The sequence below is a fragment of the Anaerovibrio lipolyticus genome, assembly GCF_021531495.1.
Lineage (GTDB): Bacteria > Bacillota > Negativicutes > Selenomonadales > Selenomonadaceae > Anaerovibrio.
This window is the reverse complement of record NZ_JADYTY010000001.1, coordinates 118,355-138,562: the sequence shown is the minus strand read 5'-3', so window position 1 is coordinate 138,562 and position 20,208 is coordinate 118,355. Positions and strand designations below refer to the sequence as shown.

Annotated in this window: 18 protein-coding genes, 1 riboswitch and 1 other annotated feature; all 18 genes read right to left on the bottom strand. The window is 44.7% G+C overall.

Annotated elements, in window-relative coordinates; translation table 11 throughout:
• Positions 1-3: 3 nt before the first annotated feature.
• Complete coding sequence (pheS, locus tag I6E26_RS00605; RefSeq protein WP_235319882.1) at positions 4-1,035, bottom strand: phenylalanine--tRNA ligase subunit alpha; 1,032 nt, start codon at positions 1,033-1,035, stop codon at positions 4-6.
• A gap of 56 nt (positions 1,036-1,091) precedes the next feature.
• Positions 1,092-1,300, bottom strand: a binding site (T-box leader).
• A 71-nt stretch (positions 1,301-1,371) separates the two neighbouring features.
• Positions 1,372-1,809 carry a MarR family winged helix-turn-helix transcriptional regulator gene (locus I6E26_RS00600; RefSeq protein ID WP_235319881.1) on the bottom strand — a complete coding sequence of 146 codons (438 nt, stop codon included), beginning with the start codon at positions 1,807-1,809 and terminating at the stop codon, positions 1,372-1,374.
• 164 nt (positions 1,810-1,973) lie between these two features.
• Entirely contained in the window at positions 1,974-3,128 is a 1,155-nt protein-coding gene (gene nspC, locus I6E26_RS00595; protein ID WP_235319880.1) for a carboxynorspermidine decarboxylase, read from the bottom strand.
• On the bottom strand, positions 3,128-4,327 hold the full coding sequence (locus I6E26_RS00590) for a saccharopine dehydrogenase family protein (RefSeq protein WP_235319879.1): 1,200 nt from the start codon (positions 4,325-4,327) through the stop codon (positions 3,128-3,130). The genes nspC and I6E26_RS00590 overlap by 1 nt, the downstream gene beginning before the upstream one ends.
• 27 nt (positions 4,328-4,354) lie before the next feature.
• Entirely contained in the window at positions 4,355-5,233 is an 879-nt protein-coding gene (gene speB, locus I6E26_RS00585) for an agmatinase (protein WP_235319878.1), read from the bottom strand.
• On the bottom strand, positions 5,220-6,071 hold the full coding sequence (speE, locus tag I6E26_RS00580; protein WP_235319877.1) for a polyamine aminopropyltransferase: 852 nt from the start codon (positions 6,069-6,071) through the stop codon (positions 5,220-5,222). Before speE ends, speB begins: the two co-directional genes overlap by 14 nt.
• Before the next feature lie 64 nt (positions 6,072-6,135).
• Positions 6,136-7,590, bottom strand: coding sequence for an aminotransferase class I/II-fold pyridoxal phosphate-dependent enzyme (locus I6E26_RS00575; protein WP_235319876.1), 1,455 nt, complete (start codon positions 7,588-7,590; stop codon positions 6,136-6,138).
• Between the two features lie 70 nt (positions 7,591-7,660).
• A complete protein-coding gene (gene speD / locus I6E26_RS00570; protein WP_235319875.1) occupies positions 7,661-8,491 on the bottom strand; it encodes an adenosylmethionine decarboxylase in 831 nt (276 codons plus the stop codon).
• A 42-nt stretch (positions 8,492-8,533) separates the two neighbouring features.
• Complete coding sequence (locus I6E26_RS00565) at positions 8,534-9,289, bottom strand: TSUP family transporter (RefSeq protein WP_235319874.1); 756 nt, start codon at positions 9,287-9,289, stop codon at positions 8,534-8,536.
• 61 nt (positions 9,290-9,350) lie between these two features.
• Complete coding sequence (gene truB / locus I6E26_RS00560; RefSeq protein ID WP_235319873.1) at positions 9,351-10,235, bottom strand: tRNA pseudouridine(55) synthase TruB; 885 nt, start codon at positions 10,233-10,235, stop codon at positions 9,351-9,353.
• Positions 10,236-10,428: 193 nt separating this feature from the next.
• Positions 10,429-11,796 carry an alanine/glycine:cation symporter family protein gene (locus I6E26_RS00555; RefSeq protein ID WP_235320076.1) on the bottom strand — a complete coding sequence of 456 codons (1,368 nt, stop codon included), beginning with the start codon at positions 11,794-11,796 and terminating at the stop codon, positions 10,429-10,431.
• Positions 11,797-11,918: 122 nt separating this feature from the next.
• Positions 11,919-12,057: riboswitch (glycine riboswitch) on the bottom strand.
• Between the two features lie 158 nt (positions 12,058-12,215).
• Complete coding sequence (gene coaBC, locus I6E26_RS00550; RefSeq protein WP_235319872.1) at positions 12,216-13,475, bottom strand: bifunctional phosphopantothenoylcysteine decarboxylase/phosphopantothenate--cysteine ligase CoaBC; 1,260 nt, start codon at positions 13,473-13,475, stop codon at positions 12,216-12,218.
• Between the two features lie 15 nt (positions 13,476-13,490).
• Entirely contained in the window at positions 13,491-13,724 is a 234-nt protein-coding gene (gene rpoZ, locus I6E26_RS00545) for a DNA-directed RNA polymerase subunit omega (RefSeq protein ID WP_235319871.1), read from the bottom strand.
• The gene (gmk, locus tag I6E26_RS00540; protein WP_235319870.1) at positions 13,724-14,341 is read right to left on the bottom strand and encodes a guanylate kinase; all 618 of its coding nucleotides are present in this window, start codon (positions 14,339-14,341) and stop codon (positions 13,724-13,726) included. The genes rpoZ and gmk overlap by 1 nt, the downstream gene beginning before the upstream one ends.
• Positions 14,342-14,345: 4 nt before the next feature.
• Positions 14,346-14,591: an extracellular matrix/biofilm regulator RemA gene (gene remA / locus I6E26_RS00535; RefSeq protein WP_235319869.1), complete on the bottom strand. Its 246-nt coding sequence runs from the start codon at positions 14,589-14,591 to the stop codon at positions 14,346-14,348.
• 18 nt (positions 14,592-14,609) lie between these two features.
• Positions 14,610-15,488, bottom strand: coding sequence for a YicC/YloC family endoribonuclease (locus tag I6E26_RS00530; RefSeq protein WP_235319868.1), 879 nt, complete (start codon positions 15,486-15,488; stop codon positions 14,610-14,612).
• An 87-nt stretch (positions 15,489-15,575) separates the two neighbouring features.
• Positions 15,576-16,424, bottom strand: coding sequence for a diaminopimelate epimerase (gene dapF, locus I6E26_RS00525; protein ID WP_235319867.1), 849 nt, complete (start codon positions 16,422-16,424; stop codon positions 15,576-15,578).
• 81 nt (positions 16,425-16,505) lie between these two features.
• The gene (locus I6E26_RS00520) at positions 16,506-20,180 is read right to left on the bottom strand and encodes a dynamin family protein (protein ID WP_235319866.1); all 3,675 of its coding nucleotides are present in this window, start codon (positions 20,178-20,180) and stop codon (positions 16,506-16,508) included.
• Between the last annotated feature and the right edge of the window lie 28 nt (positions 20,181-20,208).

Below are 20,208 nucleotides of genomic sequence, written 5' to 3'. Positions count from 1 at the left end.
CTATTACCAGAACTGCTTCAAGAATCTCAAATCGTTGTCATAGAACAAACGCAGATCCTCAATACCATAACGCAGCATAGCAATACGCTCTACACCAAGGCCAAAGGCAAAGCCACTAACCTTTTCGGGATCATAGCCACTCATTCTTAATACATTTGGATGAATCATACCAGAGCCAAGAATCTCCAGCCAGCCAGTACCCTTGCAGACACGGCAGCCCTTACCCTGACACATAACGCAGGAAATATCTACCTCAGCACTAGGCTCAGTAAATGGGAAGAAGCTTGGACGGAAACGCACCTTTACCTTGTCATTGAAAATCTGCTTTAGGAAGTTCTCCAAGGTGCCCTTCAAATCAGCCAGGCTGATGCCCTTATCAATAACCATACCCTCAATCTGGGTAAACATTGGAGAATGGGTAGCATCATAATCATCACGACGATATACACGACCAGGAGCAATCATACGGATTGGACTATTAGGCTCATGAGCCTCCATAGTTCTAGCCTGTACAGGAGAGGTCTGGGAACGCATGAGAATATCTTCATTAATATAGAAAGAATCCTGCATATCCCGAGCTGGATGATCCTTAGGCAGGTTCAATGCCTCAAAGTTATAATACTCCTTCTCGATTTCTGGGCCTACTTCCACAGTAAAGCCCATCTTCATAAAGATATTTTTGATTTCCATCAAGGTCATAGTCAATGGATGGATATGACCACGAGGTGCACGGCGTCCTGGCAGAGTAACGTCAATCTTCTCATTTGCCAAACGCTTCTGAAGCTCCTTCTCCCGCAGCTCTTCATTTTTCTCTGCAATCAGCTGTTCCAGCTGCTGACGAGCCTCATTAACAATCTGACCAATACGAGGGCGATCCTCCTTGGACAGCTGTCCCATACCTCTCAGGATACTGGTTAATTCCCCTTTTTTGCCCAGATACTTGACTCTGATGTCATTCAGATCTCCAAGGCTGCTTACTGCCTGTTTTACAGCCTGAGCAGCTTCCTGCCGCAGCTGTTCAATCTTTTCTTCCATATTATCCTCCTTTATCTATCCGGGAGCAGAACAACAAAAAAGCCCTCGCCCCCATAGCTAGGGGCGAAGGCAAATAACTTGCGGTTCGCGGTACCACCCTAATTTTTACTTAATTAACTCCCTAACGCGGAAAACGTTCTGACTACATCTCTTCACCAGAATAGCTCCAGAGCGAACTTCATCTATTTGATACTGTTCCGGTTCCACCCTTCCGGCACTCTCTATAAGTCTGCAAACAGATTACTTTCTCTTTCTTCGCTGTACCATGTATTTTAACACTATTTTTATTACATGGCAACTATTTTTCCTGGCCAGATCCAGGATGCATACTTATTATCAGGTATTGCGAATATTACCACAGATTCGTTCAGCATATGTCTTAAGCTCATTCAGTTCCCTAACTGACAAGCCGTTATAAGACATATTTACCCAATCATCCTCAATCTTCACAATAGCCTCACCAACAGTTCTGCCATCCTCAGTAAGGAAAATATGATTTCTACGGTGATCCTGAGGATCCTTTAGCCGATGAATCAAGCCTGCTTCGCTAAGAGCATTGAGCTCTCTGGTGACAAAAGCCTTGTCCATGCTCAATCTGTTGCTGATATCATCCTGTACCAGACCTTCATTTTCAAAGACTGCATAAAGCACAGAACCTCTAGAGCTGGTTTTGATTCCCAGTGGCTGCAAACGAGCCATCATAAATTCCTTGTGCCGCTGACGGATGAATGATACCAATGTATCAATCTCATCCCTGACCTTCCTATTTTCCATATAGCTGCCCCTCCCTACATCAAACATAAAACTATACGGCAAATTTTCCTATACCTTCCAATTATATAAAAAATTGCAACTTTCGTAAATATCAAATGTGCATTTTTGTATATATTTACAAAAATTGGACTTAATACCTATTCGCCATAGAAATTAAATCTTTTTTACAATCTACACTTAAAATTCTCATAAGCAAATTTCTTAATACACTTTAACTTGTCCTGACTATCTACATAGTAAATATCAGGCAACGCCATGCCATTAAATGTATTATTTTTTACCATAGTATATATGGCCATATCACCAAATACAAGCCGCTGCCCACACTGCAAAGGCTTATCAAAGGAATAAATGCCTATATTATCACCAGCTAGGCAGGTAGCTCCTGCCAACATATAGGAATATATCTTTTCACCCTCCTCGCCACTATTAAAAAGAGGTGGTCTATAAGGCATTTCAATAACATCTGGCATATGACAGGCAGCAGAGGCATCCAGAATAGCCACCGGCATTTCCCGTTCCGGCCCCTCTATCAGCTCCAATACCTCTGTTATCAAGAAACCTGCATTAAGAGCCACAGCTTCACCAGGCTCCAAATAAACCTTCAAACCGTATTTTTCCTGCATGCGATTGATGCATTTTTCCAATAAAGGAATATTATACCCCTCTTTGGTAATATGATGTCCACCGCCAAAATTAATCCATTTTAGCTGAGGTAGATACTTGCCAAATTTTTCCTCTACAGCCTCCAAGGTTTCTGCCAAAGGCTCTGCGCCCTGCTCACAAAGAGTATGGAAGTGAAAGCCTGTCAATCCCTCCAGCTCCTCTGGCTGAATTTCGCTGATTCTCGCTCCCAATCTGGACAAAGGAGAGCAGGGATCATAGATAGCATGATCCTGAGTAGAATGCTCTGGGTTGATGCGCAAACCGCATTCTTTATGAGCTGCCAAGGCTCTCTCCCGGAATTTTTTCCACTGAGTCACGGAATTAAAAACAAAATGGTCGCAGTATTGCAACAGCTCAGAAAATTCTTTATCCTGAAAGGCCGGATTAAAAACATGATTCTCCCCAGGAAATTCTTCATAGGCAAGACGAGCCTCAAAAAGACCACTGGCAGCAGCCCCTTTTAGATACTTGGCAATCAAGGGATAACAGGCATACATGGAAAAAGCCTTTTGGGCCAACAGAATACTGCAGCCTGTTCTATCCTGAACTCCCTTGAGAATTTCCAAATTGTGAATCAATTGCTTTTCATCAATAACATAAGCCGGCGTGGCAACCTCCTGCAGCCAAGCAGGCTGCTTCTCCATAGCTGCCATTAGTCAACCAGCTCCGGATTGAAGCTTTCCTGCCAAGGCAATCCCCATTTATTCAGCGCATCCATAAATGGATCTGGATCAAATTCTTCAATATTATATACGCCTGGCTTGCTCCAGGTACCGTTCATTACCAGCATAGCACCAATCATAGCAGGTACACCGGTGGTATAGGAAACAGCCTGAGAACCTACCTCCTTGTAGCATTCCTGATGATCGCAGACATTGTAGAGATAATAGGTCTTATCCTTGCCATCCTTCTTGCCCCGGAATATACAGCCAATATTGGTCTTACCTACGGTTCTTGGGCCAAGACTGGCTGGATCAGGCAATACTGCCTTCAAGAACTGCAAAGGAATAATCTTCTTACCCTCAAACTCAATTGGCTCAATAGAGGTCATGCCTACATTCTCCAGACATTTGAGGTGACGGAGATAGCTTTCCCCAAAGGTCATAAAGAAACGAATTCTCTTAATACCAGGAATATTGATACCCAAGGACTCCAATTCCTCATGATGGAGCAGATACATATCCTTTGGACCTACCTCTGGGAAGTTGTATACCCGCTTAATCTCCATAGGCTCTGTTTCTACCCACTTGCCATCTTCCCAATAGCTTCCCTTGGCAGAAACCTCTCTAATGTTAATCTCTGGATTAAAATTAGTAGCAAATGGATAGCCGTGATCTCCTGCATTGCAATCCAGAATATCAATATAATTAATTTCATCAAAATGATGCTTCAAGGCATAAGCACTAAATACACCGGTAACACCAGGATCAAAGCCAGAGCCTAACAGAGCAGTAATACCAGCCTTCTCAAACTTCTCACGATAAGCCCACTGCCACTTGTATTCAAACTTGGCAGTATCCTCTGGCTCATAGTTAGCAGTATCCACATAGCTAACCTTGCACTCCAGGCAGGCATCCATAATGGTCAAATCCTGATATGGCAGAGCCAAATTCAACACTACATCTGGCTTTACCTTGTTAATCAGAGCTACCAGCTCCTCCACACTATTGGCATCTACCTGAGCTGTAGTAATCTTGCATTTGCCACCAGAAAGCTTTTCCTTCAAAGCATCACATTTGCTAACAGTACGGCTGGCAATGCAAATTTCATCGAAAACATCGCTATTCTGCACACATTTGTGAATGGCTACGCTGGCCACACCGCCACAACCTATAATTAAAGCTTTTCCCATATTTATACCTCCAAATAATTTTATTTATTAAACATTTATTGGTCCCTGAATAAAAGGAGCCTCTAATTTCAAAAGCATTTCCCGCATAATCTTTAAGGCCGCGGCTGTAGAAGCACCGCTCTGATCATAGGCAGGAGAAAGTTCCACCAAATCACAGCCTACTACATTCAGACCACAGCCAGCCAAGGCTGCTTCCAACAGCTCCTTAAAGGACACACCGCCATATTCCGGCGTACCTGTTCCCGGAAATACAGATGGGTCCATAACATCCAAATCAATGGTAAAATAAACCGGCTTCCCCTGCAAAGCCGCTAATGCCTCTGGCATAGCCTGCAAATCAAAAGGACGCAAATTGGTATGCTCCTTGGCCCACTGAAATTCCTCCCGCATACCGCTGCGGATTCCCAACTGCCAAATACGATTATCTCCCACCAAATCCCAAATACGGCGCAACACAGTAGCATGGGACAGCTCTGCACCAAGATATTCCTGGCGTAAATCTGTATGAGCATCAAAATGTAAAATATGCAAATCAGGATACTTTTTCTGGACAGCCCTTACAGCTCCCAAGGTTACCAAATGCTCACCGCCAATCATAAAAGGCAGCTTGCCAGCAGATACAATCTCATCTGCCCTAGCCTCAATATCCTTAAGAGCCATCTCTGTATTGCCAAAACACAGCTCCAAATCACCGCTATCCATAATAGCAGCATCCTCTAAATCCAAATCCTGATAGGGACTATAGGTTTCCAGTCCATAAGATTCCCCCCGCATGGTACGGCTGGCAAATCTGGTACCGGGACGAAAAGAGGTGGTAGAATCAAAGGGAGCACCATAAATAACGATTCTGGCTTCCTCCCAAGGGGATTCACACCCCAAAAAGGTTTCTACATTAGTCTTCAACATCTCTTAACAATTCCTCCACATAATTTGGCAGAGCAAAGGAGCCTGCATGCAACGGACAATTATAGTACCGGCAACGAATCCGCAAATCCTTCCAAGCCTGCCAATTTACTTCCTTTACAGGATGATATTTTCTGGAAGCAAATCCAAAAAGCCAGTGTCCCGAAGGATAGGTAGGAATATGCACCTGATATACCCTGCTTATAGGGAAGGAATGACATATTCTCTTATGGGCGCGCTGCATAGCATAGGCATCCTCCTGATAAAAAGGACTTTCATGCTGATTAACCATAATGCCATCCTCATGGAGAGCCTTAAAGCAATTGCCATAAAACTCCTTGGTAAATAACCCCTCACCAGGACCAAAAGGATCTGTGGAATCCACAATAATCAAATCATATTCGTCCTCCACATGGCGAATAAATTTCAGGCCATCCTCATAATAGCAATGAACCCTAGGATCTTCCAAGGCACAAGCCACCTTTGGCAGATACAGCTTGCTGATATCCACTACCCGCTCATCAATCTCTACCAAATCTATTTTTTCAATAGTTTTATATTTGCAAAGCTCCCTTACTGTGCCGCCATCGCCACCACCAATAACCAACACATTTTTGGCTTGGGGATGTACACACATAGGAACATGGGCAATCATTTCATGATAGATAAACTCATCCTTTTCCGTAAGCATCAAATAGCCGTCCAAGGTCAAAACCCGGCCAAATTCCTCTGATTCAAATACATCAATACGCTGGAATTCACTTTGCTCACTAAAAAGCTGACGATCAACCTTGATAGAAAATCTCACATTAGGAGTATGCTGTTCTGTAAACCAGAGCATGCCAGTCACTCTCCTCTCACTATTGTTCACCCTAAAACTATGACAAATATTTTCTATGCCGCCACTAGATATGAGTCAAAACATTTAGCTGTTTTAGCTCCATATCCTCCGGACCTGTCATTTGGCAGCCCTTTTTGCGGGCATAACGGATATAGCGAAGAATTTCTTCTGTGATTCGCTCTCCCGGTGCCAAAATAGGTATCCCCGGTGGATAGCACATGACAAACTCACTGCAAACCCTGCCCGAGGTATCATACAAAGGCAGAGATTCCTTCTCCCCATAAAAAGCTTCCTGAGGACCGCATACAACCTGTGGGCTGATATACTCAGCCTTCATCATTTCACGACCGGTTTGACGATAATTACGCCGAATTTCCGCCAGAGCAGAAACCAGTCTTTCAATATCCTTTTCCCTATCCCCAACAGACACATAGGCCAAAAGATTAGCAATATCACCAAATTCAGTCTGAATATCATATTCATCCCGCAGCAGGTCATAAACCTCTACTCCCGCCAAACCAATAGAGCGGGTATATATAGCCAGCTTGGTAATATCAAAGTCAAATATGGAGTCCCCATTTATCAGCTCTGAGGAATAGGCATAATAATCCCCAATGGTGTTGATTTCATCCCTAGCATACTGCACCTGAGCAATGATTTTGTCCACCAGTGCCTTGCCTCTAAGCGCCATGTTGCGACGGGAAATATCCAGACTTACCATAAGCAAATAAGATGCACTGGTAGTTTGAGTCAGATTAATAATCTGATGAACATAGCCCTGGGATACCCTATCCCCTATCAACAAAATTGAGCTCTGAGTCAAAGAGCCTCCGGATTTGTGCATGGAGATGGCGGCCATATCTGCCCCGGCATGCATAGCGGCCACTGGCAGCTTATCACTAAAATACAAATGAGAGCCATGAGCCTCATCTGCCAAAAGCAGCATGCCATGCTCATGAGCTAGCTTGGCAATTGATTTTATATCAGAACAAATGCCATAATAGGTAGGATTATTCACCAGAACAGCCTTGGCATCAGGATTCTCCTTAATAGCCCGCTCCACATCAGATACACTCATACCCAAGGAAATTCCCAAGGTAGGATCCATTTGAGGATTTACATATATTGGCACAGCACCACAAAGTATCAGAGCATTAATAGCACTGCGGTGTACGTTGCGAGGCATAATAATCTTATCCCCCTGCTTGCAGGCAGACATAACCATAGCCTGCACCGCAGAGGTAGTTCCTCCCACCATAAAAAAAGCATGGGCTGCCCCAAAAGCCTCTGCTGCCAGCTCCTCTGCCTCCTTAATAACCGAAACAGGATGGCAAAGATTATCCAGCATTTTCATTGAATTTACATCCACAGACAGACACTGCTCCCCCAGAAACTTAGTAAGCTCCGGATTGCCCCGGCCCCGTTTGTGACCTGGCACGTCAAAGGGCACCAATCTGGCAATTTTCATCCTTTCCAGCGCCTCCAGAATAGGAGCATTTTCCTGTGAGATATATTTCATTTTTTATATTCCCCCTGTATAGCATAACAAATTCCAGCAAAAAAACGATTCTGCCCCCTAAAACAGAATCTTAGCTGAAGATATTACTGCCACTGTAGATTTCAATCATTTCCCGACGCAGGCTGTTATGAATATCCAATCTTGTCTTGGGAGGAATCTCGTATATATCTGTATTAAACAAATAATTTTTCAGGTCCAGCTCCTTAATCAGCATCTTGGTGTGAAATAGATTAGCCTGATAGATGTTGATATCCACAGCATCATATTTATCCAAAGTTTCCTGCTTAATAAAATTCTGGATAGAAGTAATCTTATGATCCATAAACAGCTTGCGGCCAGCCATATTTCTGGTAAAGCCCCGCACCCGATAGTCCATAGTAATAATATCTGAATCAAACATACCAATAAGGTAGTCCAAAGTTTTTAGCGGAGTAATCTCTCCACAGGTAGCTACATCAATATCCACTCTAAAAGTAGCAATACTGGTCTCTGGATGAAACTCCGGATATGTATGAACTGTAACATGACTCTTGTCCAAATGAGCCACCACCGTGTCGCTTTGCAATACATCTGGAACAATCTGGCCTTCCTGCAGTACCTCTGCACAGTTTAAAGGCTTTTTCTTACCAGAGGTAACAGCTGCCTCCTCGGCTATGAGAAAGGTTACACTAGCACCCTGGGGATCATAATCCTGTTTGGACACACTAAGAACCTTGGCCCCTATCATTTCCGTTACCCGGTAAAGAATTTTGGTCAAGCGCTCTGAATTATATTGTGCATCAATATATTTTATATAATCCTGCTGTTCACGGGATGTCTTAGCGTAGCAAATATCATAGATATTAAAGCTAAGGGATTTGGTCAGGTTGTTAAACCCATACAATTTCAATTTATCTTCCAATCTGATCTCACGCCCCTCAATATAATATGCTGCCCTGCAAATTTAACCAATAAGGCTCAGCAGCTGTTTGCCGATTAAGAGAGTAGTAACCACTATAAACATAGGCCGCACATAGGTTACACCCTTGGTAATGGCAAATCTGGCACCACAATAGGCACCAAAAATCATGGTTATACCCATGAAAATACCCATTTCAAAATTAATCATGCCGGACAAACCAAAGAAAATAGTTGCCGAAAGATTGCTGGCAAAGTTCAAAGCCTTGGTATTGGCTGTAGCACTGATAAAATCAAAACCCAGCATACAAAAGATAAACAACAGCAAAGAACCAGTACCTGGTCCAAAAAAGCCATCATAAAACCCCATAGCCAAGGCAGCTGTCATGCTTAAAGCCAACATTTTGCCAGTCAGCTTGCCAGGCTGGGTATCCTTGTCCCAATCCTTCTTTAAAATACTATAAAGCACCACCACTATTAGCAAGACTACAATCAATGGGCGAAGAAACTCCGAAGGCACTTGCTTTACAGCCAATACACCCAGCACAGAACCGATTAAGGAAAGTGGAAACAACTTCTTGATAAGCTGTACATCCATCTTGCCTGAACGCACAAAGGTAATAAAGCTGGTACAGGCTCCCATAACAGCAGCCATCTTGTTAGTACCAAGAGCCTGCAGGGGAGAAATTCCCGTCAGCATCAAGGCTGGCAAAGATATCATACCACCACCGCCGGCAGCTGCATCAATAAAAGCTGCCACAAAACCTGTTACAGCAACAAAAATGTATATTTCCATGTCCATGTATACAAAAACTCCTCTTTTGGCTATATTATAGCAAAAATAAAATAACAAAAGCAACCAACTAGCGAATAATCACCTTATCAGGCAAAATAGCCTGCTGAGACACATCAAAATGCCCCATGCCCACAAAATTATCCTGGCAATATACCCGAAGGGGTACATTCTCCGTCACCTGATAACGCGCTATAAATTGCCTGTCATGTGTCAATAAGCCATTAGTAAAAGCCTTTAATCTGTCCTCTGGCAAATCATAGGCCATAATATGCTCCAAATACCCATCCATAGGCAGTAGAGCCTCAGCCTTCAACTCCGCCAGCTCCTCTATGGAAACAGTATCCTCCAAAGCAAATTTACCTACGCCACGCCGCACCAAAAAAGACATGGTGGCAGGTATCCCCAGCCAACTGCCCAAATCGGTACAAAGACTGCGGATATATGTACCCTTGGAGCATTCCACGTCAAAAACAATATGGCGCTGCCCTATATGCATTAATTTTATGCCATGAATCTGCACCTGTCTGGCAGGAATATCTACCTTCTGGCCCTCCCGCAGCAAATCACAGGCCCGTCGTCCATTTATCTTAATGGCAGAATGAGCTGGCGGTATCTGAGTAATACTACCAGTAAAATGCTGAAAAGCCTCCAAAAGCTTTTCCTTTGTGGGCATCACAAAACTGTCTGCCTGCTCCAGCACCTTGCCGCTATCATCACCGCTATCCGTAGCATAGCCAAATAAAAGCTCTGCCCTATAGGACTTCTCCACTCCGTCCAAATACTCTATCAGCCTAGTGGCCTTGCCTACGGCAATGGGCAATACTCCTGCTGCACCAGGATCAAGAGTACCTGCATGTCCAATTTTTTTCTCTCCCAGCTGTCTCCGCACATATCCTACAGCATCATGAGAGGTCATTCCTGGTGGTTTCAACAGATTAATAAATCCATCCACCTGGCAACCCTCCTTTTCACACGGTTTTCTAAATCCCATTATTTTACACTGTTTCTATAATATCATATTGGAACTTTTGCTACAAGAACAGTTTACAAAATGCTGCCTTGTTCACAAAAAAATCGACAGAGACATTTCTATCTCTGTCGACCAAATTTAATTAAATCCCATGTGTTATGAAACTATATAATTATCAGCCCTTCAACTCTTTCACAACTACCGCGCTAAGAGCAAAGAGAGCCAAAGCATTTGGTATTACCATGAGATTGTTGAACATATCTGCCAGCTCCCATACCAAATCATTGGAAAGGCAGGAACCAAGGAATACAAATACTACAGCCATGCAGGAGAATACCTTGGCAGCCTTGGCACCAAAGAGATAAGTCACATTAATCTTGGCAAAGAGATTCCAACTGAGAATAGTGGAAAAGGCAAAGAACAACAAGCTAACTGCTACGAAAACACTGGCTACGCCATGACCAAAAACAGTTGTAAAGGCTAACTGAGCCATATTAGTCTTGCTAACACCCTCAGCAGCACCGGAAGCCAGTACGCCACCATCGGTGTACAAGCCGGAAATAACCACCAGAGCAGTCAAAGTAAGAACTACGAAAGTATCAATGAATACGCCTACCATAGCAATAACACCCTGATCATGAGGCTGCTTTACATGAGCCAAAGCGTGAGCATGAGGAGTGGAACCCATACCTGCCTCATTGGAGAACAGGCCTCGCTTAGCACCCTGGCTAATAGCAGTTTTCAAAGCTGCACCCCAGCTACCGCCGATAATTGCCTCTGGATTAAAAGCATAATAGAAAATCATACCAAAAGCTTCAACAAGATGCTCCACATTCATGAGAAGCATGGTCAAGGAACCAGCAATATAGAGAAGAGCCATCAAAGGTACCAGTTTCTCAGTAATAGCTGCAATACGCTTTACGCCACCCAGGAAAACAAAACCGGACAATGTGGCAATTACAAGACCTACGCCCCAAGCAGGAACACCAAAAGCCAGGGAGCTGGTTTCACCAATGGAATTGGACTGTACCATACAACCCATAAAGCCCAGAGCCAAGGTAATAGCTACCGCAAAGAATACTGCCAGCACACGGCCCAAGGTACCAGGGAACGCCTTGTGAATATAGTAAACAGGACCACCATGATAGGTTCCATTAGGCTGCTTAACCCGTGTAACCTGAGCCAGTACAGCCTCGGCGTAAATGGTAGCCATACCAAAGAAAGCAATAATCCACATCCAGAAAATAGCACCAGGACCACCAGTCAAAATTGCACCGCAGGCACCTACGATATTACCAGTACCAACCTGAGCAGCAATAGCAGTAGCCAAAGCCTGGAAGGAACTCATCTGGCCTTCCTTGGCCTTACCGTTAATGGAAAAATTACCAAATACTCTCCGCAGTCCTTCACCAAAGCAGCGAATCTGGACAAATCTGGTACGAATACTGTAGAAAAGACCTACACCCATCAACAGGAACACCAAAATGTAGTCAGACAAACAGGCATTAATAGTCTGCACCACTGGCAACAAATCATTAAACATCAAAATAACCTACCTCCATTTAGCATAAAAATAATTGCACAAAAATAGGTGCTTCCACATACATGGAAAGCACCCTGGAGTACAGGACCAAAAGCCACACAATGTAAATAAATCATCGCATCACCATTAGCTCTGTCTTTTTACCTGAGAGATTCGAAAGGTTACGGCACAGCACCGTCACACAATCTTGCACCTTCGGTACCCATTCTGTTGCAGGTTTTGCCTGTCTGCAAGCCTATGGGATTCTCCAGAGATTCCTCCACCATCAGTCTTTGAATAAATCCTAATGGCTTCCTAGGAAATGTCAGCAATGTCATTATACGGCAAAAACATCTATTGGTCAAGGACATTTATACATTTTTAAGAAAAAATCAGCAAGAACATTATTCTGTCCTTGCTGATTGCCACTTAACTATATTTTAATTATGCTGCCGATAGATTTTCATAACATGGTTTAGAATAATATAAGCTAAATCCTTCTTACTCATCAAAGGCAGCTCCTCAATGGAGCCATCCCGCTTCAAAAGCTTGATAAGATTAGTATCCACATTAAAGCCTGCCTGAGGCTTAGATACATCATTAGCCACAATCATATCCAGATTTTTCTTTTCCAGCTTGCTTTGGGCATACTGAATCAGATTCTGGGTTTCTGCAGCAAAGCCCACCAATACCTGGCCCTTTTGCTTTTTTTGGCCCAGCTCTTTCAGAATATCAGGATTTTTCTCCAAAACCAGAGTCAATTCCTCATCATTCTTTTTTATCTTATGATCCGCTACATTCTTTACCCGGTAATCTGCCACCGCAGCAGCCTTAATCACAATCTGGCTTTCTGGGAAGTTTTCCAGTACCAGACGACGCATATCTCTAGCAGATTCCACCTTAAAGAAATTTACTCCAGCCAAAGGTGTCAAAGCAGATGGGCCGGAAATAAGGGTTACATTGGCCCCCAAATCTCTAGCTGCCTCAGCAATGGCATAGCCCATTTTGCCGCTGGAACGATTGCCAATATACCTAACAGGATCTATTGGCTCTCTGGTGCCAGCAGCCGTTACCAGAATATTTAGACCGCTAAAGTCCAACTCCTCAGCCAGATGCTGGCGAGAATCGGCCTCATCTGGCTCAGCAAGTTCCTTGCCTGTAGCAAAGAAATCTACCAATATTTCCACCAATTCCTGTGGCTCAGGCATTCTGCCTACACCACTAGTACCACAAGCCAAATGGCCTGCAGCCGGATCTATAATATGACAGCCCCTTTCCTGCAGAGTATGAAGATTCTGCTGGGTTATAGAGTTTTCATACATATTGGTGTTCATAGCCGGCGCAAAAAACACTGGCGCCTTAGTAGCCAGCAAGGTGGTGGTCAGCATATCATCTGCCATGCCACAGGCACATTTGGCAATAACATTAGCTGTTGCCGGAGCCACCAGCACCACATCAGCCAGCCGAGCCAAGGCAATATGCTCCACATCATACTGCTGTATTTCCTGCCACATGGAGGTTACAACAGGATTACCGCTGATTTCCCGCATAGCAGTTTCTGTAACAAAATTCTGGGCACCCTTGGTGAGAATCACATGAACATTAGCCCCCTGCTTCCGCAGACGGCTAACCAGATCCACACATTTGTAGGCAGCAATACCGCCAGTTACACCCAAAATAATATTTTTATCTTTTAGCATAACACTGTCCTATGATTATTTAATACCGCTATTCAGACGCTTGTAGGTAATTTTGCCCTCGTAAATCTCCTCCATAGCGTTGGTTACATCACGGGTAGAGGTTCTATCTGCAGTAACAGGATGGCTGTTATCCATAATATCGCGAGCTCTCTTGGCAGCCAAGGTTACCAGTGTGTAGCGGCTGTCTACCAATGGAGTCAGCTGATCCAGATTTGGGGTTACAATATTGGTAATGGTGTTTTTGCTCATTATTTATTCTCCTTCCACACCTGCAGCTTTGCCAGCAGGCTTTCATTCAAATCACTGCGATGATGCTCTGCCTCAATAATATTGGCAATAGTTTCCTCAGCATCCTCTACCTTGTCATTTACTACCACATAACGATATTTAGTGGCCAGCTTGATTTCATCTACAGCAGCCCCTAAACGACGGTGCAGGCTTTCCTCTGTTTCAGTGCCTCTGCCTTTGAGGCGGGCAGCCAGTTCCTCCAGAGAAGGAGGCAGCAGGAAGATAAACAATCCCTCTGGCATAACCTTCATTACATTCAAGGCACCCTGGGTATCTATCTCCAGCAGAATATCCTCCCCAGCGTCTAATCTATCCAGCACCTTCTGCTTGGGAGTACCATAAAAATTGCCATAAACCTCTGCCCATTCCAGCAGCTGTCCCTGGGCAATCATTTCCCGAAATTTTTCCTTGGTGTAAAAATAATAATTTACGCCATCCTGCTCTCCCGGTCTTGGCTGACGGGTAGTGGCAGATATGGAATAGGAAATCTCTGGATGCTTTTGTCGCAGCAAATCACAGACAGTTCCCTTGCCAGTACCGGAAGGACCGGAAATCAATATTAATAATCCTTTACGCATACGCTCAGGCCTCCTCAGTCATACGATGGGACATAGTATCAGGCTGGACAGCAGAAAGAATAATATAGCCGCTATCCGTAATAACCACTGCCCTGGTGCGTCTGCCATAGGTAGCATCAATCAGCTGACACCTGTCCCTGGCATCCTGCACCAAACGCTTGATAGGGGCGGATTCGGGACTAACTATAGCCACAATGCGATTGGCTGAAACCACATTGCCAAAACCTATATTCAGCAGCTTAATTTCCATTGGCAGAACCTCCCTCGACTATTCAATATTCTGAATCTGCTCTCTGATTTTCTCAATTTCGCTTTTAACATCTACCACAAACTGTGCTGCCCCGGCAGAATTTGCCTTAGAGGCTACCGTATTGATTTCCCGATTCATTTCCTGAATCAAAAAATCCAGCTTCCGGCCTACTGGCTCACCAGCAGTAATAATCTGGCGGAACTGATCAAAATGACTTCTCAGCCGTACCGTTTCCTCAGTGTAGTTCACCTTGTCAGTAAAGAGAGCTACCTCCTGAATAATTCTGCTTTCCTCAATATCCTCCTTAGCCAGATATTCCCTAAGGAGATTTTCCAAACGCTGACGATAAGCAGCTACAATCTCAGGAGCCAGCTTCTCCAGCTCCCCGACAAAATTCTCCAAAGTACCAATCCTGGCCAGCAAATCTCTCTGGATATTCTGTCCCTCAGCCTCTCGCATAGCTACAAAGCTTTCCAAGGCCTGCTCCATAGCCTGCATCAATACCGGCTGAGCAGCCTCCAAATCAGCATTTTCCTCATTCAGCTTCAATACATCAGGATAGCTGGCAATCTGAGCCGCAGTTACTGGGGCAGACAGCTCCAACTGACTGCTAATCTCCTGCAATGCCTGACCATAGGCAGCAACCAAGCCCTTGTCAACCTTTACGGTTACGGCCTTATCACGCAAGTCCTGAAAACGTATGTTGATATCCAGCTTGCCTCTGGAAGCATATTCCTTAATCTTCTTGGTAAGCTGATTCTCAAACATATTCATGCTATATGGCATATGATAATTGGTTTCCAAAAACCGCTGGTTTACAGCCTTTACTTCAATATGAACCTTGAAATCAGCAGTTTCGGCATCCCCGGCCCCAAAGCCAGTCATACTTTTAATCATGAATAAATCCTCTTCTTTACAAAATTTAGCCTATCTATTATATCACTAAATAACAGTAACATTCAACTTACAAAAGAAAAACCCTGCTTAATCCTTGATTTCGTAGGTGCCGGTATAAACCTCCAGAGCCGGGCCTGTCATGTACAGATGATTATCCTGAGCCCATTCCACCACCAGCTTGCCGCCATCTAGTTGGATTTCCGCCCGGCGATCCGCCAAATCATTCAGCACCGCTGCTGTCAAGGTTGCACAGGAGCCAGTACCGCAAGCCAAGGTAACTGCTGCCCCCCGCTCCCATACTCTCATGCGCAGATGCTGACGATCCAAAACCTGCACAAATTCCGTATTAGTCTTGCGAGGGAATTTCTCGTGAATCTCAAAGGAATGACCAATTTCAAAAATAGGGAAATTCTCTGCATCCTCTACAAACACCACACAATGAGGGTTGCCCATAGATACACAGGTCATTTTGAAATTCTGTCCCTCCACCTGAATATCCTCATTTATGACACGGTTCATGCCGTAGCCAGCCACAGGGATTTTATCTCCCTCCAGAATAGGCTCTCCCATATCCACCTGAATCATGGCAATGACGTTGTTTTCCTTAATGATTTTTGGCACCAGAATCCCGGCCCCGGTTTCCACCGTAAACTCATCGCTTTTCACATAACCCATTTCATAAACATAGCGGGCAAAACAGCGAATACCGTTACCGCACATCTCTGCCTCACTGCCATCAGCATTAATAATCCGCATACGAATATCCGCCTTATCAGAAGGCAGCACCAACAAAATGCCATCCGCCCCAATACCGTAGTGACGGTCACAGATTTCCTTGGCCCAATCCACCGTAGCTATATAAGCAGGATTCTTCAAGCAATCTGCCATTACAAAATCATTACCTGTACCCTGCCATTTGCTAAATTCAAATTTCATAATCACTTCACTCCTTAGGCACTACAGCCCTACACTATGCAATGTCACAATCTTCCTCACAAGGGAAATACGGACATTCTATTACACTAATTGCTTCTGAATATCCAGCAATATTTCTACCGGCACATCTCCCTTCAGGGCAGCTTTGCTGGCGACAAAATTCTCTGCCAAACGGTTCTGGAAACGCTCCTTTACCTGGTCAAAAACCATCTCTACCCCTCGGCTCATTTCCTGAGCCAGCATTTCCTGTTGCTGAGCCAGATACTTATCAGCCAGTGGATGCAAAAGCTTCTCCAAGGCATCAGCCATTTCCCGACTACCTCCCCCTTCAAAGAAGGCTTTGGGATTTTTATAGATCGCCAAAGCAGATTGGAAATATTTACCCTCTGCCTGCTGAAAAGCTGTAACAAACTCCAAATCACAGCTATAAGAAACATCCTGCAGAGAAAGAGGCAGTTCTCCACTGATTTCCCGCAATTTGTCATTTATCTGCTGCTGCAGCTTCACACCTTGCTTCTGGAGGAATTTTTCCAACCGCAGACTGGTTGCCCGCAGCTCCTGAGCAAAGTCAAAGCCCATGCTGTTGAGAAGCTCCCCTAGAGCCTTGGCCAGCATTTTACTATTATTGCCCTTTTTCTGCAAGGTAGCAGGATTAAAGGACTCCCGATAGAAATCCATATAGCGAATAAACACCCGCTGGTTGACATAATATATCAGCTCCTGCAGTTCCTGCTGCTGGCGCTTCTCCATTTCACCATTATCCAACCCAGCCAGTATCCCATCAGCCTTTTTCTGCTGCTCCTCCAGTTCCAGACGGCGCCGCTGTTTTTCCTCAGCATTTCCCTGACTTAGAGTAATCAGCTCCTGCAGACGCTCCTGAGCTAGTTTGTACTCACCAGCCGCAGCATTTACCGCAATATCTGTCAGCTCATGGAAAACAAAATTGTAAAAGGCATCCTCAAAGGCAAAGCCCTGTGTCTGTCCCGCCGCCTTGCTTTTCAGAATTTCCTGACTGGACAAACCAAACATTCTTGGCTGACCTACTCCGAATTTACGAAGCTGATCCGCCACATAGTCTATTACCCCCTGGGCTTCCTGCTGATTCTCTGCCAAATCAATGGCATTGACAATAAAGAACATCTTATCCAAGGCAAAGGAATCCTTCACACGGCCCAGCTGAATCAAAAATTCTCTATCCGCCCGGCTAAAGGCATGATTGTAATAAGTAACAAACAGCACTACATCAGATTGGCGAATGTAATTAAAGGACAAATTGGTATGACGGGCATTAATGGAATCCGCTCCCGGCGTATCCACCAGAGTAATTCCCAATCTGGTTAGCTGACAATCATAATAAACCTCCAGCCAATCCACAAAGCAGGACTTTTCCTCCTGGGCAGCATAAGCCCCGAAATCCTCTAGCTGACACCAAATCTCCTGTCCCAGATGGGAGGAAGCCTTTGACAATCCCTTAAGAAAAGCTCTCAGGAAGGATTTTTCCCGCTGACGATCATTGCTATCATCCTCTAAGGCTATCCCAGCCTGCTTCTCCGCCTCAGCTATACTGCTTCCCTGTAGTTCAAAGGCTCCCAGAGCACGGTTAACATCAGCCAACAGCATGAACTCATCCTTTAGCTTTACCACCACCGTACCATGAGGATGGTTTTCATCCACAGGACAAATCTTATTAATAGCCGCCGTAGTAGGATTTGGCGATACAGGCAAAAGTCCCTCCCCCAACAGAGAATTAGCAAAGGAAGATTTACCTGCACTAAAGGCACCAAAAAGAGTTACCATAAAGCCCTTATTATCCAACCGCTGAGCTCTTTCCGCCAACTCCTCAGACAGCTGTTTCAGCATAGGAATATTCTGTATCAGCTGGCTGCCCTGCCGCAGCTTATTCCCCCAATAGTTCAAAGCCTCATGGCCGGACATATTATTCTCTGCCTTAACCGCCTGTGCTTCCTTAGACTCAACAGTCCCTGTTTTTTCTGTCTGCCTACCAGCATCCACCTTACCCTGATTTCTTGAATCAGCTATTGCTTCTCCAGCAGATACTCCTTGGTGAAGAACAGCTTCTTCCTTACTTATAGGTGGAACGATTTCCTCCTCCAAAGGTGCTGTAGCAAAAACCTCCTGCCAATTTTCTGGCAGTTTATTTACCTTTTCCAACTCCCTCAGCTCCAGAGCTTCCTCCTTGGCAACCAGCTCTGCCTGCTTTATCTCCTCCCAGGCTGGCCCATAATCCGCCAAAGCCTGCAGCTGTTTTGCGATTTCTGCACCTCTGGCCTTGCGCCGCTGTTCCAGCAAAGCTCCTGCTTTTTCCTTGTAGGTATAACAGAAGCGCCTAGCCACCGCCTTGGTGCCCTCAGCAAAATTAGCTGTATAATTCATCACATAGGTGCCATCCTGAGTAAGCTTGGCTCCTGAACGCATAGCCTCTGTCAGTAGTTCTTCTGGTGGCAGAATCTCCATCTTTTCCACAAAATCCAGCAAATCCGCCTCATCAATATGCTGTTTTCTGGCAAAATCCACCAAATAGCTTTTAATATGCCAAGCCAGCTGAGTTTTTGCCTTTTCACTGGCATCCTCAAAAAACAGCTGACGGCGCCTTGCCATTTCTGCCAGAGTTTTCTTGCCCCGGCCAAAGAATCCCACCTTGAAATCAGGCTGACAGGCCTCCAGATAATCCCTGGCCAAATCTCTGGTAGAGGTTGGCATCAAATAGGCATTATCCATAATCTTCTGTACAGCCTCATCCAGCTCCTGCTCCCAATTGGACTGCAAATTCACCTGCTCCTGCTTAAGACGGAAATAATCCTGCCGCAGCTGTTTTTCCCTTTCCGGTTCCAGCCTTGCCAAAACCGCCACAGCCTCAGCCATATTTTCCTGTCTCAGCCGTATCTGCTCCTGCTGATATTCCTGCAATATTTTATGCAGAGAAGCCTCAATAGAAGTAAGCAAGGTATTTTCCCGCTGGGCAATCTGCTTTTGAAGCATTTCCTGTAACTGAACAAATTGATTATCCGGATGGTCTGGATAGCGAAGAGAGGTAAAATAAAAGCCTGCTGGCTGAACACCCCAATTCAGAAAAGCCTCCCGTACCCCCTGACAAAAGCTGTCAAAGGACAATTCCGTTGCCACATGCTTATCTATCTGATTTACCACCAGATAAACCACCTTGCCTGCCTGAGTCAAGTCTCTAGTAAAGGAAAGATTCAGCTCCGCCTGCACATGATTATAATCCATAACATAGAAAATAATATCTGCCAGATGCAGTGCTTCCTCTGTAGACTTTCTATGGGCATCATCAGCCGAGTCTATACCAGGGGTATCCATAACGATTACCTGCTCCGGCAGGGACAAATCACTGCGACAAAGCTCTATTTCCCGAATGGCATCCCCATCCCGGCAGAAACCGCGCAAAAGGTCATAATCATAGGGAGCCAGATATTTCCTTGGTTTATCCTGATGAAAATAAACTCTGGCATAATCCTCCCCCGGCTTGCCTTTATGCACCCGTACCAGATTGGCACTGGTAGGAATCGGACTGGAAGGCAATAGGTTCTCCCCTAAAATGGTATTAATCATGCGGGACTTGCCAGCAGAAAAATGGCCGGCAAAGGCAATGCCATATTCCCCTGTTTCCAGCTTTTGGGCCAGCTCCTTGATTCTCTGCATATTTTGTAGATGCTTGCGCTGATGAAAATAATTATAGGCTGCTGTTAAACGAGCCTGTAAAAGGGTTTTCTCCATAGATTATTTCTTTCCTTTATCCAATAAT